At 37.6% G+C, this 13,647-nt stretch carries 16 protein-coding genes, 1 tRNA gene, 1 pseudogene and 1 riboswitch; of the genes and pseudogenes, 12 read left to right on the top strand and 6 right to left on the bottom strand.

Features of this window, described 5'->3' with window-relative positions:
• The first annotated feature begins 92 nt into the window (after nucleotides 1-92).
• Entirely contained in the window at nucleotides 93-350 is a 258-nt protein-coding gene (locus MHH23_RS15265) for a hypothetical protein (RefSeq protein WP_008348414.1), read from the top strand.
• Between the two features lie 83 nt (nucleotides 351-433).
• On the opposite strand, the gene MHH23_RS15260 is transcribed toward MHH23_RS15265, so the two are convergent.
• From MHH23_RS15260 to MHH23_RS15250, 3 genes are read right to left on the bottom strand one after another with little or no spacing between them, the layout of a single operon-like run.
• Nucleotides 434-868: a GNAT family N-acetyltransferase gene (locus MHH23_RS15260; RefSeq protein WP_008348412.1), complete on the bottom strand. Its 435-nt coding sequence runs from the start codon at nucleotides 866-868 to the stop codon at nucleotides 434-436.
• A gap of 6 nt (nucleotides 869-874) precedes the next feature.
• Nucleotides 875-1,390 (bottom strand): YjcG family protein, encoded by a 516-nt coding sequence (locus tag MHH23_RS15255; RefSeq protein WP_024720139.1) that lies wholly within the window; start codon nucleotides 1,388-1,390, stop codon nucleotides 875-877.
• Nucleotides 1,391-1,442: 52 nt separating this feature from the next.
• The gene (locus MHH23_RS15250; RefSeq protein WP_268416955.1) at nucleotides 1,443-2,183 is read right to left on the bottom strand and encodes an esterase family protein; all 741 of its coding nucleotides are present in this window, start codon (nucleotides 2,181-2,183) and stop codon (nucleotides 1,443-1,445) included.
• A 220-nt stretch (nucleotides 2,184-2,403) separates the two neighbouring features.
• A riboswitch (SAM riboswitch) is annotated at nucleotides 2,404-2,525 on the top strand.
• 79 nt (nucleotides 2,526-2,604) lie between these two features.
• Here MHH23_RS15250 and MHH23_RS15245 point away from each other — a divergent pair.
• From MHH23_RS15245 to MHH23_RS15235, 3 genes are all read left to right on the top strand, one after another.
• Nucleotides 2,605-3,723 carry a methionine biosynthesis PLP-dependent protein gene (locus MHH23_RS15245; protein WP_025207168.1) on the top strand — a complete coding sequence of 373 codons (1,119 nt, stop codon included), beginning with the start codon at nucleotides 2,605-2,607 and terminating at the stop codon, nucleotides 3,721-3,723.
• Nucleotides 3,720-4,898, top strand: a complete 1,179-nt coding sequence (gene metC / locus MHH23_RS15240) for a cystathionine beta-lyase (RefSeq protein WP_268431255.1) — start codon at nucleotides 3,720-3,722, stop codon at nucleotides 4,896-4,898. Before MHH23_RS15245 ends, metC begins: the two co-directional genes overlap by 4 nt.
• Before the next feature lie 128 nt (nucleotides 4,899-5,026).
• A tRNA-Val gene (locus MHH23_RS15235) sits at nucleotides 5,027-5,099 on the top strand.
• A gap of 158 nt (nucleotides 5,100-5,257) precedes the next feature.
• On the opposite strand, the gene MHH23_RS15230 is transcribed toward MHH23_RS15235, so the two are convergent.
• The gene (locus MHH23_RS15230) at nucleotides 5,258-6,202 is read right to left on the bottom strand and encodes an acetyl-CoA carboxylase carboxyltransferase subunit alpha (protein WP_268431404.1); all 945 of its coding nucleotides are present in this window, start codon (nucleotides 6,200-6,202) and stop codon (nucleotides 5,258-5,260) included.
• A 32-nt stretch (nucleotides 6,203-6,234) separates the two neighbouring features.
• A complete protein-coding gene (locus tag MHH23_RS15225; protein ID WP_340959776.1) occupies nucleotides 6,235-6,681 on the bottom strand; it encodes a MarR family winged helix-turn-helix transcriptional regulator in 447 nt (148 codons plus the stop codon).
• A 250-nt stretch (nucleotides 6,682-6,931) separates the two neighbouring features.
• On the opposite strand from MHH23_RS15225, the gene MHH23_RS15220 reads away from it, so the two are divergent.
• The 5 genes and pseudogenes from MHH23_RS15220 to MHH23_RS15200 all read left to right on the top strand — a co-directional run bounded on the left by MHH23_RS15220 (nucleotide 6,932) and on the right by MHH23_RS15200 (nucleotide 10,110).
• The gene (locus MHH23_RS15220; protein WP_268431406.1) at nucleotides 6,932-7,759 is read left to right on the top strand and encodes a sialate O-acetylesterase; all 828 of its coding nucleotides are present in this window, start codon (nucleotides 6,932-6,934) and stop codon (nucleotides 7,757-7,759) included.
• Between the two features lie 127 nt (nucleotides 7,760-7,886).
• Entirely contained in the window at nucleotides 7,887-8,210 is a 324-nt protein-coding gene (locus MHH23_RS15215; protein ID WP_045035245.1) for a SunI/YnzG family protein, read from the top strand.
• A gap of 266 nt (nucleotides 8,211-8,476) precedes the next feature.
• Nucleotides 8,477-8,614: pseudogene (locus MHH23_RS15210) on the top strand (CatA-like O-acetyltransferase); the annotation flags it as partial.
• A 226-nt stretch (nucleotides 8,615-8,840) separates the two neighbouring features.
• A complete protein-coding gene (locus MHH23_RS15205; RefSeq protein ID WP_268431407.1) occupies nucleotides 8,841-9,959 on the top strand; it encodes a response regulator aspartate phosphatase in 1,119 nt (372 codons plus the stop codon).
• Complete coding sequence (locus tag MHH23_RS15200) at nucleotides 9,949-10,110, top strand: RapH phosphatase inhibitor (RefSeq protein ID WP_178897158.1); 162 nt, start codon at nucleotides 9,949-9,951, stop codon at nucleotides 10,108-10,110. Before MHH23_RS15205 ends, MHH23_RS15200 begins: the two co-directional genes overlap by 11 nt.
• Nucleotides 10,111-10,395: 285 nt before the next feature.
• Here MHH23_RS15200 and MHH23_RS15195 read toward each other — a convergent pair whose 3' ends face one another.
• A complete protein-coding gene (locus tag MHH23_RS15195) occupies nucleotides 10,396-11,016 on the bottom strand; it encodes a LysE family translocator (RefSeq protein ID WP_249856027.1) in 621 nt (206 codons plus the stop codon).
• A gap of 546 nt (nucleotides 11,017-11,562) precedes the next feature.
• Between MHH23_RS15195 and MHH23_RS15190 the strand changes: the two genes are divergently transcribed.
• From MHH23_RS15190 to catA, 3 genes are all read left to right on the top strand, one after another.
• Nucleotides 11,563-12,015 (top strand): GNAT family N-acetyltransferase, encoded by a 453-nt coding sequence (locus MHH23_RS15190; RefSeq protein WP_249856026.1) that lies wholly within the window; start codon nucleotides 11,563-11,565, stop codon nucleotides 12,013-12,015.
• Nucleotides 12,008-12,610: a YczE/YyaS/YitT family protein gene (locus tag MHH23_RS15185; RefSeq protein ID WP_096881299.1), complete on the top strand. Its 603-nt coding sequence runs from the start codon at nucleotides 12,008-12,010 to the stop codon at nucleotides 12,608-12,610. Before MHH23_RS15190 ends, MHH23_RS15185 begins: the two co-directional genes overlap by 8 nt.
• 336 nt (nucleotides 12,611-12,946) lie before the next feature.
• On the top strand, nucleotides 12,947-13,594 hold the full coding sequence (gene catA / locus MHH23_RS15180; protein ID WP_178897157.1) for a type A chloramphenicol O-acetyltransferase: 648 nt from the start codon (nucleotides 12,947-12,949) through the stop codon (nucleotides 13,592-13,594).
• Nucleotides 13,595-13,647: the final 53 nt, after the last annotated feature.

Raw genomic sequence — 13,647 nt, 5'->3', positions numbered from 1 at the left:
GAAACACATCTAATCATATCAAATGAGGCGTGTTTCAAACAGTCATAATTAGGGAATAGTAGAGTAGAAGAGAAGCAAAGGAGGCGTTCTTGATGGGATATATAGCCCCGATTCAGCCGGATCTGTATTTTCAATATATCAATCGTCCTGCTCCTCAGGATAAAGAAGACTATGCGAAAGTGACGAAGGTCACCCGCACCTTTCATGACAAGGTATACAGAGAGCTGGAGAAAAAAGAGGACTTAGTGACAGAAGCGGAAACGAAAGTACAACAAAAAAAGCGGGAACGCTTTGTACGAGATATGTTTATGGAAGAAGGTAAGGGCGTTCATATCAATACTTACGTCTAAATGACTGCGCTTTCTTCCTGAGCGAACGAGATGGAATCAATAAAAAGCCAGAGCATCCATGATGCCCTGGCTTTTTATTTTCGTTAAACGGATAGTGTTTTTGTCATTTTGACATGTGTAATCCCTGCTTCTTCAAACGGTTCTGAAACGGCTTTGTAGCCTTTCTTTTCGTAGAAAGGAAGAGCTTGGACTTGTGCATGCATGACAGCTTCTTTCGCTCCGTTTGCCATCGCTTCAGACTCAAGTGCTTCTAAAAGCTGGTGGCCCAGACCGAAAGAGCGCGCCTCTTTTAATACACAAATTCGTTCAAGCTTAGCCTTATGACCTTCAATTATGCGCAGTCTAGCAGCAGCTTGTGGTTTGTTGTCATCATTATAAATGACAAAGTGAATGGCTTCGTCCTCAAGTTCATCAATTTCGATCTCTAACGGGACTTCTTGTTCTTTTACGAAAACTTCTTTTCGAACATAATAAGCATCTTCTCGTTGTGTTTGTTCTTTTACGATGACTGTATTCAAATGTCTTTAACCCTCTTCTCCTAAGATAAATGTTTCATAAACGGTCCAAGAACCGTTCTCTAATTGATATAAAAGGTGGAAGCGGTCAACCGTTTCCTCGTGGTCAATTTTTCTCAGCTTCAATGTGCCTAGAACGTCTGAATGCTCATCGTCTGATAACTTTTGAGCCACTGTCACATGCGGAACAAATGCATATTCAGGTGTACCAGCAAGCGGATCAGTGTATAACTTCTCATTGAGAGTCATTAATTCTTCGTTCGGTTCTACTTTCATATAAATCACGTTGTTTACAGGAGCGAATGAACTGAATTTTTTAATACGTAACGTAATAGGAGAAGCATTTTTTGCGTACTCTCGCAAGGTGGAGACGACCTCAGCTGCTTCTAGATCCGTTAATTCAAAAGGTGTTCTTAATGTTAAATGAGGTGGTATGAGTGCATAGTTCGGATCATAACGTTTCCGATAAGAGTTCGCAATGTCTTGCAATTTTTTTGATGGAAATAAAACAACTCCGTATTTCATCATGTTCCCTCCTGATTAAGAAAGTATTTATTATTTTTTATTATAACAAAATTCAGTTGATTAACGAATATGGGAGCATTCTTTTTAACGAAGGTGAAATGAGCGGCTGCCAAAACGTCCATTTATGATCGCCTTCGAATGTCTCAAATAAATAATCCGCACCGGACTTCTCCAAAAGGACCTTTAATTCTTCGTTCGGCTGAATAAAGTCTAGCACTTGCCCATCTGTCGTTTTCACAGCTGTTTCTTCTAACCCGATTTGATGGATAATGGCATAATGAGCAAGGGATGATGATTGTTTGACTGCTTGCAGAACCGACTCATCCACGTAAGGTGACTGCAAAATCAGTCCGCCAAATAACGAAGGATAATCAATGGCTGTCATAAGTGAGATCGTAGCACCTAATGAATCACCAATAAATGTACGACCTGATCCAACTTGATACGTTGGATAGTGTTCATCAATATACGGAACTAGTTCATTTGCCAAAAAGCGTTTATACGCCTCGAACTTTGGTCCGTCTGGATGATACGTATTTCGCCTTTCAGTCACATTTTCATATGGGACACCAATGATAATCGAGCGTTCCATTTCTTTGTTTTGCATTAATTCTTCCGCTTGTCTGCCTATTTTACCTAGACGGAAATAATCATGACCATCCTGTGCAATGATGACATGATATGTATAAAGGGGGGAGTAATTGACTGGCAAATAAATCAAAATGGTCATTTCTGCCCCAAGTTCTTTTGACTGTAAGGTTTCTTCTTGAATGATGCCTGTTTTCTTCACCATAATCCATTCCTCCAGCTAACCAAATTCATCATAAGTGAAACGTTTCCATTCATTGTAACACGAAAAACAGCGTTGTTCCTATATGCTAACATGCAATCAAATTGGCTGACATTCGATCTGCTACAAAATACAGAAAATTTTAATTAATCGTTACATTTCCCCTTGAAAAATGAGGTTTAATGCGTTACAGTATTAAGAATTAGAACAGACAGACAACACATTCTTATCGTGAGAGGTGGAGGGACTGGCCCTTTGAAACCTCAGCAACCGGTATGCATCACTTCATGTGATGTACCAAGGTGCTAAATCCAGCAAGCAGCTTTTTTGCTTGGAAGATAAGAGGAAGCGATTAAACCCCTTCTTCTTATGAAGAAGGGGTTTTTCTGTTTTGAAATTAGATTTTTACTTAGGATGGTGTCAAATGACAGAACATGTGGAAACGAAGTTAGCGCAAATTGGAAACCGCAGCGAAGAGGTGACTGGTACTGTCAGTCCTCCCGTTTATCTTTCAACAGCTTACAGACATAGAGGCATTGGGGAATCAACAGGATTTGATTATATTCGGACGAAAAACCCAACAAGGCAGCTTGTAGAAGATGCGATTGCTTCACTCGAAGAAGGAACGGCCGGTTTTGCCTTCAGTTCGGGAATGGCTGCCATCCAAACGATCATGGCGCTGTTTGAGAGCGGGGATGAACTCATTGTTTCATCAGATTTATATGGCGGTACATACCGTCTATTTGAAAACGAATGGAAAAAGTACGGACTGCGCTTTGTTTATGATGATTTTTCAGATGAAGACTGTTTACGCTCTAAAATGACGCCAAATACAAAAGCCGTCTTTATTGAAACGCCAACAAACCCACTCATGCAGGAAGCGGATATTCAAAAGGTTGCGAAAATCGCAAAAGAACACGGTGCATTGGTCATTGTGGATAACACCTTTTATACGCCCGTCTTGCAAAAACCGATTACACTCGGAGCGGACATTGTCATTCATAGTGCAACCAAATATTTAGGCGGACATAACGATGTTCTTGCCGGACTTGTCGTCACAAAAGGAGAGAAGCTATCGGAAGACATGTTCCAGCATCAAAACGCCATTGGGGCGGTTTTATCTCCATTTGACTCATGGCTTTTAATGAGAGGAATGAAAACATTGGCGCTGAGAATGCGTCAGCACGAAGCAAATGCGAAGGAATTAGCTGATTTTCTAAAGCAGCAGCCTGAAATTCAAGATGTCCTTTACCCAGGAAAGGGAGGCATGCTGTCATTCCGAGTAGCCAAAGAGGACTGGGTCAATCCATTTTTGAAGCAGCTGAAAACGATTTGTTTTGCTGAAAGCCTTGGCGGAGTCGAAAGCTTCATTACGTATCCTGCAACGCAAACCCATATGGACATCCCAGAAGAGATTCGCATCGCAAACGGTGTTTGTAACAAATTGCTCCGTTTCTCAGTCGGGATTGAGCATGTGGAAGACCTAAAAGCAGACCTGAAACAGGCACTATCAAATGTGAAAGAGGAGGTACACACGAAATGACCACACATGATTGGACACTCGAAACACAACTCGTTCATAATGCGTTTAAAACAGACCGCTCAACAGGTGCAGTCAGTGTACCGATTCAACATGCATCGACGTTTCACCAAAGCAGCTTCGATGACTTTGGTCAATATGACTACTCCAGATCAGGCACCCCTACACGTCAGGCATTGGAGGATACCATTGCAGCGCTAGAAGGAGGAACGAGAGGGCTTGCCTTTGCGTCAGGTATGGCAGCCATTTCAACCGCTTTTCTTCTATTATCAAAAGGAGATCATGTCCTTGTCACAAGAGATGTGTACGGCGGGACTTTCCGAATGATCACCCAAGTTCTTTCAAGATTTGGGATTGAGCATACCTTTGTGGACATGACCAATTTGAATGAAGTGAAACAAGGCATTCAATCAAATACAAAAGTCATTTACATGGAAACACCGTCAAACCCTACACTCGGTATTACGGATATTGAAGGTGTCGTACAGATTGCGAAAGAACATGACTGTCTGACTTTCTTAGATAATACGTTTTTAACGCCTGCGCTTCAGCGTCCGCTGGACCTTGGTGTTGACGTTGTGCTGCACAGCGCAACGAAATTTTTAAGCGGCCACAGTGATGTACTGTCAGGCTTAGCCGTGGTGAAAGATGAGAAGCTAGGAGACGAACTTTATTCGCTGCAAAACTCCTTCGGGGCGGTACTTGGCGTACAGGATTGCTGGCTTGTGCTTAGAGGATTAAAGACCCTTCAAGTCAGATTAGAAAAAGCCAGTCAAACCGCATTAGAACTGGCTACATTCCTCAAAGAACATCCTGCGGTCAAAAAAGTATATTACCCAGGATTAGATGATCACCCAGGGGCAGACATTCAGCGGAAGCAGGCGAGCGGTGCAGGTGCTGTTCTTTCATTTGAACTAGAAAACCAAGCGGCTGTCAAAGAATTGGTCGATGGCGTTACATTACCTGTATTCGCCGTCAGCCTCGGAGCAGTCGAATCCATTCTTTCCTATCCGGCCAAAATGTCCCATGCCGCTATGCCAAAAGAAGAAAGAGAAAAAAGAGGCATCACGGATGGTTTACTTCGATTAAGTGTGGGCGTAGAAAACGGAGAAGATCTCAAAAGGGACTTCAAACAAGCACTAGATCAACTAAAGCCAGTTCTTGTGAAGCAATCATAAAAGTCAGTAAAAAGCCGGTATGGATACCGGCTTTGTGCCTTTTTTGAACAAAACCATTGACGACTGATCATGATGGTTATATAATAGAGACTGTCAGTAACAGAAAGCCCAGAACTGATACATAACCCGATTCCGTAGCTCAGCTGGGAGAGCGCTACCTTGACAGGGTAGAGGTCGCTGGTTCGAGCCCAGTCGGAATCATCGTTGAAACCCTTGCCTAGCAAGGGTTTTTTGTTTTTTTGACAACGAATATTTGTTCTGTTTCTTTTGATTGGGGACGAATTGGGGACGAACTTTATCCGCCAGATTGGATTTTTAGAATCAAAAAATCCCTTTTCCATACCGATCACACAGTATTTTCATTTATAATTCTCTATTTGTCTATACTTGTCATACCGCTGTTGTATAAGCTCTTCCGAGGATAATCGTATCAATTTTTTAAGAGATGATTCGATTGCAGATTCAATCAATTTTGCTTGTGATTTTATATCATTTTGTGCTCCACCCTTAATTTCAGGAATGATTTCATCAATAATTCCTAAATGCTTTAAATCTTTTGCTGAAATTTTCATATGTTCAGCAGCTTCTGGAGCATACTTAGCATCCTTCCATAGGATAGATGCTGCTCCTTCTGGCGAAATGACCGAGTACCATGAATACTCTAACATATGGATATGGTTACCGACACTAATACCAAGAGCTCCACCACTTGATGCCTCTCCAATTACAATACAAACAATTGGCACTTTAAGTGTAGCCATTTCCAATAGATTTCGAGCTATCGCTTCAGAAATTCCACGTTCTTCAGACCCTTTCCCTGGATAGGCGCCAATTGTATCAATAAATGTAATAATAGGGCGATTAAATTTATCAGCTTGTTTCATCAGTCTTAGCGCTTTTCTATATCCTTCTGGATGTGACATTCCAAAATTTCTTTCTATATTTTCCTTTGTACTTCTACCTCTTTGATGACCTATAACCGTAACGGGCACTCCTTTAAATTTTGCAATACCACCTATCATTGCTTGATCATCACCATATAATCGATCACCATGAAGTTCGAAAAAGTTTGTAAACAATAAAGGTATATAATCCAATGTCGTGGGCCGGTTACGTAGCCTTGCAATTTGAACTCGTTGAAAAGGTGTAAGATTAAAATAAATTTCATCTTGCATCTTATTTAAACGTTTTTCTAATTCTTGAATTTCTGATGATAAATCTACATTATGTTCTTTCATCATTTTCTTTAATTCATCAAATTTCTCTTTTAGTTCAATAATAGGACGTTCAAAATCCAAACTCATTTTATCCTCCAAAGGGTATGATTTACCTCAATCTAATCAAAAGACTTAGAAATAGAATCAATAAATAATTCAAAACCATCCACAACTATTTTTTGTTCTGATTCTGATAAATTATTGAGGATACGTTGATAAAATGTAAGGGATTGTTCTCTTAAGCGATTAACAGTAATGTGTCCTTTTTCTGTGAGGTGCAGAAAAATTTCTCTTCTGTTTTTTTCATTTACTTCACGATAAACAAGTCCCTTTTTTACTAACTTATCTACCAATCTACTTACAGTTGAAGTCTCTAATCTAAGTTTATTGGATAGTTGCCAAACGGTTAATTTTTCCATCTCTATTTCCTCTAACGCCATCATTTGAGAGGTTGGTAGAGGTTTTTCAAATGGTCCATTGGGCAAATTTTGAGATTCAAAAACCCCAGTTATTATAATCATTTTCTTAATATCTGATCTTAGTTTTAAGGCATCTTCTCTTTTCAAAAAGGCCACCCTCCTAAAATTCATGTATGATACATCAATTGTATTATACATGAATATGTTTTTTTCACAAGTTTAACGCAAGCCCATATGACAACATGGACAAGAGATTTCTTCTTGTTAAAATGGTTTAAGTGGATTGATCATAGTCGATCCACCTGATTGATAGATGCATCAGGATCTTACCCTAAGTAATTGCTGTTTACTGTTCTTTCAACAAAAATATGAAAAATAAAGAGAGGGGGAGAAAAATATGAAGTCATTTTTACTAATTGGACAATCTAATATGGCGGGTCGAGGCTTTAAGCATGAAGTGCCGCCAATTTATAATGAAAGAATCATGATGCTGCGAAATGGAAGATGGCAAATGATGACTGAACCGATTCATTTTGATAGGCCGGTAGCTGGTGTAGGACTGGCGGCTTCCTTCGCGGAGACTTGGTGTAAGGATCATAAGGGAGAAAAAATTGGTCTTATTCCATGTGCCGAAGGTGGCAGTTCCATTGATGAGTGGTCACGAGATGGGGGATTATTTCGTCATGCAATAAATGAAGCTACATTTGCAAAGGAAGATAGCGAATTGGCCGGGATATTATGGCATCAAGGAGAAAGTGACAGCCAAGATGGGAAATACAAAGAATACGATGAAAAAATAAGAAGATTATTTCATGAGCTAAGAACTGAATTATCTGTACCTAACATTCCGCTTGTGATAGGTGGTTTGGGCGATTTCTTAGGAAAGACAGCATTTGGCGCAGGATGTGTGGAATATCAACTGATCAATGAGGTACTACAAAAATATGCAAATCATCATGAAAATTGTTATTATGTTACTGCGAAAGGCCTTATACCTAATCCGGACGGAATTCACATCAATGCGATGTCCCAGAGAATATTTGGGATAAGATACTATGAAGCATTTCGAAAAACAGAACATATACATGAACCATTACCAAATGAACATGAGCTAGTGAAAGACTGTCATAATAGAATGAATACCTCAGCGGAGAATACATATATAGCACTAGAAAAATTCACGTTGGGCAAGATAACTTACGAAGAGTTGTTGCAGGCTTTATGATAGGTAAAGCTCATGAATGGGCAGAAAAGGATGAATTTAAACTGATATAACACGTCTCTTAAAGTTTTTTGTTTTAAAAGTAAAAAACATGGTAAAATTAGATAAAAGTATAAGAAAGAGTGATTCTATGGAATATGTAATCATATTAATCTTTTTATTAGCACTTTTTTTTATTTTTACTGTTTTCCTAAAAACTCGTTATAGTTTTGATGAAAAATGTTTAGTCTTAAAATTTGGGTTATCTAAAACAGAAATACCAATTGATCAAATCGTTAGTATTAAAGAGTCGGACAAGTATGGAGTAGCAGATAATATTGATTATAGAATTGGTGCTCCATATGGTCAACCAGATAGAATCGTTATTGAAACTATGAATAAGCGTTTTCTAGTTTTTTTAAATGAAAGTCATCAATTTCTGCAAAAATATAAAAAAGCTAGTACTAGAGTATAAGATAAGTACCTTCTACAAAAGAAGGTGCTTTTTTATTCAAGTTCCTTTAGTGTAACTTCTTTAGATTATACTAATAGCATGAGTACTTTTACGTTGGGTAAGACGACTTACGAAGAGTTGCTGCAGGTTTTAACGTAGGCAAAGCTCATGGTTAACTTTGAATAGACAGAAACATGATATATCTCTAAAGGATGATAGTGATTGAGGTGGTAACAGATAAAGCTTCCTCCTGAATACAAGAAATTACATTCAGGAGGAGATAAAAAATGTTTAAACAAATAGATGAAAATTATCCGAGAAAAGAGCACATTCATCATTATATGACGGTAACCCGATGCTCATATAGTCTGGTGATCGATCTAGACATCACGAAATTGTATGCAATATTAAAAGAAAAAAGGCTAGATTCAATGCAAATTACCTGAAGACAAAAGGTATTCTCATGGAAATCTAGAAGATGAAGGCAGACTGAAATGAGTCTGCCTTTTAGTTTTGTGATGATAAAGACATGTGCCAAAGGTTTATTGATGTACAATGGTTCTTTTTGCGGTTTCTTTTCGGTGCCTTGTAAATTTCTGTATGTCATAATAAATGTAACATAAGGCAATCTTGTGGAAGGGGAGTAAGGGGATGGAGAAGGTTCTTTCTTCACATGTTGGTGTGAAAATAAATGAATGGTATAAAATGATTCGTCAATTTAGTGTTCCAGATGCAGAGATTTTGAAAGCTGAGGTAGAACAAGAAATTGAACGAATGGAAGAAGACCAGGATTTACTGATTTACTATCAATTGATGTGCTTTCGTCATCAGCTTATGCTTGATTATATTAAACCCTCTGATCAACGCTCTTTATCCATTGGAGGCTTAGTTGATAAAATAGAAAACTCCAATCATAAATTGTCCGGCATGCTGCAGTATTACAACGCTTTTTTTCGTGGGATGTACGAGTTCAGTATAAAAGAATATGTACAGGCCATCCAATACTATAAAATGGCAGAGAAACAACTTACGCTAGTTATAGATGAAATTGAACAAGCTGAATTTCATTTCAAGGTGGCTGAAGCTTACTATATTATGAAACAAACCCACGTTTCGATGCATCATATTTTAAAAGCTCTGGAAATCTACGATCAATATGATCTGTATAAAGTAAGAAAAATTCAATGTTTATTTGTCATAGCAGGAAATTATGATGATTTGGCTCGACATGATAAATCAATTCCTCATCTAAAGAATGCAATTAAAATTGCAGAGGAAATTGGAGATCAAAAAATCCTAACTAAAGCATTTTTGAACATTGGCCATACATTTGATAGAGACGGTCAATGGGATGAAGCTATCAATTATTTTGAGAAGGCTATTCTAAAGGCAGATGATGATTCGGAGCTTCTTACCAAATTGTATTTTGCGATTAGCTGTACGCAATTTAAAGCAGGAAGACTTAAAGAAGGAGAAGCATCTTTAAAACAAGGAACTAATATACTTGAGGAAGCCCCTAATAAGCTTTATGAAAATCTATTTACCTTCTTAGAAGCGATTTATGTTAATAATATAAATGAGGAGCAGCTGGCCGAAGTGTTTCAGTATCTAGAACAGAAACAGCTTTTCGCTTACGCTGAGGCATGCTATATAGTGTATGCAGATGAGTATTGGAAACAAGGTCAATTTGAAGAAGCAACAGCTGCTTATCAAAAGGTATTAGAAACACAACTCAAAATTCAGAGAGGGGATTGTTTGTATGAGTTTTAAGAAGGGTTTTACGATGATTGCTCTTACTGTGGTTGCAGCTGCAGGAGTGTACACTATTGCAACTGATCGAAACACGACATCGATAGAAATACAAAAAATCGATCGAAACACGACTATGATCGATCGAAACACAACTTCTCAAAACGTATAGGCAAAATTAAAACAGACCCTGCATGGTCTGTTTTTTATGGGGACGGATTGGGGACGAACCCTTTCAGTTTTGTTCAGAAATGAAAATTTTTAATCAGAAAGGCTCATCATAGAATCTTATTAAATCAGTCTTTTTCAGAGAACCCACGTTTGCTTTGGATAAGATCATTCATCTTGACAGAGTAGAGGTCGCTGGTTCGATCCCAGTTGGAATCATCGTTGAAACCCTTGCCTAGCAAGGGGGTTTTTATATTTTAAATGGTGTAACTCTACTAGTAGTCAAAATTTAATGTTTTGGATTTGTAAATAATAGTTTCACACCAAAACCTACTAAAACGATTCCTGTTATTCTGTCAATGGTCATTTGCACTTTTGTTGATAATAGGAATTTCCTGATGTAGCCAAGCAGAAATACAATCGTCGTAAACCACAATATAGATAATAGAGCATAAATAGAGCCCATAATGACAAATTGAAGACTAATACTGAACTGTGGTGTAACGAATTGAGGTAAAAACGTTAAAAAGAAAATAGCAACCTTTGGGTTTAAAGTATTTGAAATTAAACCTTGTTTAAAGGCAGATTGTTGTGGTAATTCAACTTCTTGTAAAGATGTATTGTCTTTCTTTTTCTTGTTGATGAAAGAAGATACACCTAGATATATAAGATAAATAGCACCTAAATACTTGATGATTTCAAACACTAAGGCAGACTTCATTAAAATTATAGAAAGTCCAAATGCTGCGGCAAGTGTATGAATGAGAGCGCCAGATGTAAGACCTAATGCCATCTTCATTCCATCAGATTTTCCTGTTCCGATGGTTCTTTTCGTAATTAACGCAAAATCAACTCCAGGAGATGCAACGACAAATAAGGTAAGAAGAAGGAAAGTCACAAAATCCTTCATGTTCTCACATCCTTTCAAAAGTAATAATACATACTAACTCAGAAACATTTTCAATGCAACATGAAAGTGCCATAATGAGCAAAATTCAATGAGGTAAATGGCTACTGTGATTCAAAGACAGCAGATGCGGTCAACTCATTGCAGCTTGGACCTGTGGCGAATGGAATTATGTGCTTAAATCGAAAGAAACAATTGGACAGGTATTGAAAAATGAACAAAGTAAAACCCCTGACTTTTATGGCCAGGGGCTTTTTTCTGAGAACCTTCTTCAAATGGTTAATCACAAAAAAACAAAGGCACTAAAAGTGAGAAGTGTAACGCTAAGAGATAACAAACTGATAAGTGGCGCAATAGTCCGCATTAATTCCGCCTCGACATTCACTACTAAAACCAGCTTTCTCAATTTCTTTCTCTTGCAAAATGCCCACTATCTTAAAATTTGTATTTTTGTTGTAATTGCAATAAAAATATTTTATTCTTACTAGTATAAGACCATATAAATGCTTCACCTAGTTCAGACTAATATCAGAAAAGGATTGATAAACAATGCATATAAAAAAAATAACAACTGAAAATGATTTACAAGTTGCTCTTAATATTAGAAAGTCGATCTTTATTGATGAACAGCAAGTACCTGAGTCTGAAGAATTTGATCAATTTGACACTCTTCAGGATCAATGTCAGCATGTCTTAGTATGCCATGAGAATGAACCTGTCGGCACAGGTCGGGTGCGTATTGTGGATGGTACAGGTAAATTGGAACGAATTTGCATCCTAAAACCTTATCGTCAGTACGGTTTAGGCAAAGTGATTATCAGAGAACTGGAAAAAATCATGCAAGAAAAAGGAATTGCAAAGATAAAGCTGCATGGACAAACACAAGCAGAAGGTTTTTATAAAAAACTTGGTTTTCAAACTGCTTCAGATGAATTTATGGAAGACGGAATTCCGCACGTTTTAATGATAAAAAAATTATCTTTAAGTAGAGATCATGTCTAATAAAACGAAGTATGTTTATTACGGATTAGGTGTACTTGTATTAAGTTTAGGAATTTCATTAACAATACAATCAGGACTAGGTGCTTCTCCATTTGATGCCCTTTTAGTTGGCCTTTCCAACGAATTTGGTCTTACCGTAGGGAGCTGGGAGGTCTTAATTTCTATCATCATCTTAATTTGCAATTCTATATTAGTGAGAAAAAAACCTGTTTTTTTAGGTTTGATTACAGCGTTCGTGACTGGAATCGGTATTGATCTGTGGTTACTCCTCATCAAATATGTCATTGATACAAACACGTGGTTTAGCAAACTGACTTGCTTCGGAGCTGGTTTGATATTCATTGGTCTTGGAACAGCCGTATATCTTCAAACAAAATTCGCATCAACGCCAATTGATCATTTAACACTCATTCTTCGAGATATTTCAAAAAGAACCATCGCATTTTCGAGAACAATATTATATGCAATTTTCTTAATATTAGCTTTTATATGTAAAGGTCCTATTGGTGCTGGTACCATATTAACGATTTGTTTCGGAGGCATCATTCTTCACTTTTTCATGCCTATTGTTAACCGTCGGTTATTATCAAATTGATGATTTGGCTGGGTACGATAAATCAATGAAAAAGCTTCTGCAGCAGTAAGGGTAGAAGTGAATAGAGGATATCACTCAAAATGACAAATTCTATATTGACAGTGGAGAAATATATATGGCACTAGAACCCTTCACGTTAGGGGAAATTACTTACGAAGAGTTGCTGAACTTTTTATTGTAGGATAAGCTTATGGTAGCTTTTGAATGAAAATGTGATAAATCACAGACCGTATTGGATAGAAACATAACCGATCTGTTGAAAGGATGATTGTGGTGGTAAAAACAGATAAAGCTTCCTCCTGAATACAAGCAATTACATTCAGGAGGAGATAAAAAATGTTTAAACAAATAGATGAAAATTATCCGAGAAAAGAGCACTTTCATCATTATATGACGGTAACCCGATGCTCATATAGTCTGGTGATCGATCTAGACATCACGAAATTGTATGCAATATTAAAAGAAAAAAGGCTAAAAGTATATCCTGTGCAAATTTATTTGTTAGCAAGAGCTGTGCAAAAAATACCGGAATTTCGGATGGATCAAGTGAACGATGCACTTGGTTACTGGGAGATTCTCCATCCTAGTTATACGATTTTAAATAAAGAAACAAAGACGTTTTCAAGTATTTGGACGCCTTATGACGAAAACTTTGGTCGGTTTTATAAAAGCTGTGTAACGGACATGGACACTTATAGCAAAAGCAGCAGCCTATTTCCGAAACCTCATATGCCAGAAAACATGTTCAATATTTCAAGTCTGCCGTGGATTGATTTTACTTCTTTTAACCTTAATGTATCTACAGATATAACTTATTTACTACCAATATTTACGTTAGGTCAATTTAAGATGAAAGAAGAAAAAATCACCTTGCCAGTTGCGATTCAAGTCCATCATGCTGTTTGTGATGGCTATCATGTCGGTCAATATGTGGAATATTTGAGGTGGCTTATTAAACATTGTGAAGAGTGGCTAAATGATTGAATGCAAATTACCTGAAGACAAAAGGTGTTCTCATGAAAATCTAGAAGATGAAG

Source organism: Bacillus sp. FSL K6-3458 (assembly GCF_038005045.1).
In the GTDB taxonomy this organism is placed as follows: Bacteria; Bacillota; Bacilli; order Bacillales; family Bacillaceae; genus Bacillus; species Bacillus altitudinis.
This window is presented reverse-complemented; position numbering and strand designations above follow the sequence as displayed.

Coding starts and splice junctions, on each gene's coding strand:
- MHH23_RS15265 (WP_008348414.1), top strand. CDS start 93: ATGGGATATATAGCCCCGATTCAGCCGGATCTGTATTTTCAATATATC.
- MHH23_RS15255 (WP_024720139.1), bottom strand. CDS start 1,390: ATGAAATACGGAGTTGTTTTATTTCCATCAAAAAAATTGCAAGACATT.
- MHH23_RS15250 (WP_268416955.1), bottom strand. CDS start 2,183: ATGGTGAAGAAAACAGGCATCATTCAAGAAGAAACCTTACAGTCAAAA.
- MHH23_RS15245 (WP_025207168.1), top strand. CDS start 2,605: ATGACAGAACATGTGGAAACGAAGTTAGCGCAAATTGGAAACCGCAGC.
- metC (WP_268431255.1), top strand. CDS start 3,720: ATGACCACACATGATTGGACACTCGAAACACAACTCGTTCATAATGCG.
- MHH23_RS15230 (WP_268431404.1), bottom strand. CDS start 6,202: ATGAGTTTGGATTTTGAACGTCCTATTATTGAACTAAAAGAGAAATTT.
- MHH23_RS15220 (WP_268431406.1), top strand. CDS start 6,932: ATGAAGTCATTTTTACTAATTGGACAATCTAATATGGCGGGTCGAGGC.
- MHH23_RS15215 (WP_045035245.1), top strand. CDS start 7,887: ATGGAATATGTAATCATATTAATCTTTTTATTAGCACTTTTTTTTATT.
- MHH23_RS15205 (WP_268431407.1), top strand. CDS start 8,841: ATGGAGAAGGTTCTTTCTTCACATGTTGGTGTGAAAATAAATGAATGG.
- MHH23_RS15200 (WP_178897158.1), top strand. CDS start 9,949: ATGAGTTTTAAGAAGGGTTTTACGATGATTGCTCTTACTGTGGTTGCA.
- MHH23_RS15195 (WP_249856027.1), bottom strand. CDS start 11,016: ATGAAGGATTTTGTGACTTTCCTTCTTCTTACCTTATTTGTCGTTGCA.
- MHH23_RS15190 (WP_249856026.1), top strand. CDS start 11,563: ATGCATATAAAAAAAATAACAACTGAAAATGATTTACAAGTTGCTCTT.
- MHH23_RS15185 (WP_096881299.1), top strand. CDS start 12,008: ATGTCTAATAAAACGAAGTATGTTTATTACGGATTAGGTGTACTTGTA.
- catA (WP_178897157.1), top strand. CDS start 12,947: ATGTTTAAACAAATAGATGAAAATTATCCGAGAAAAGAGCACTTTCAT.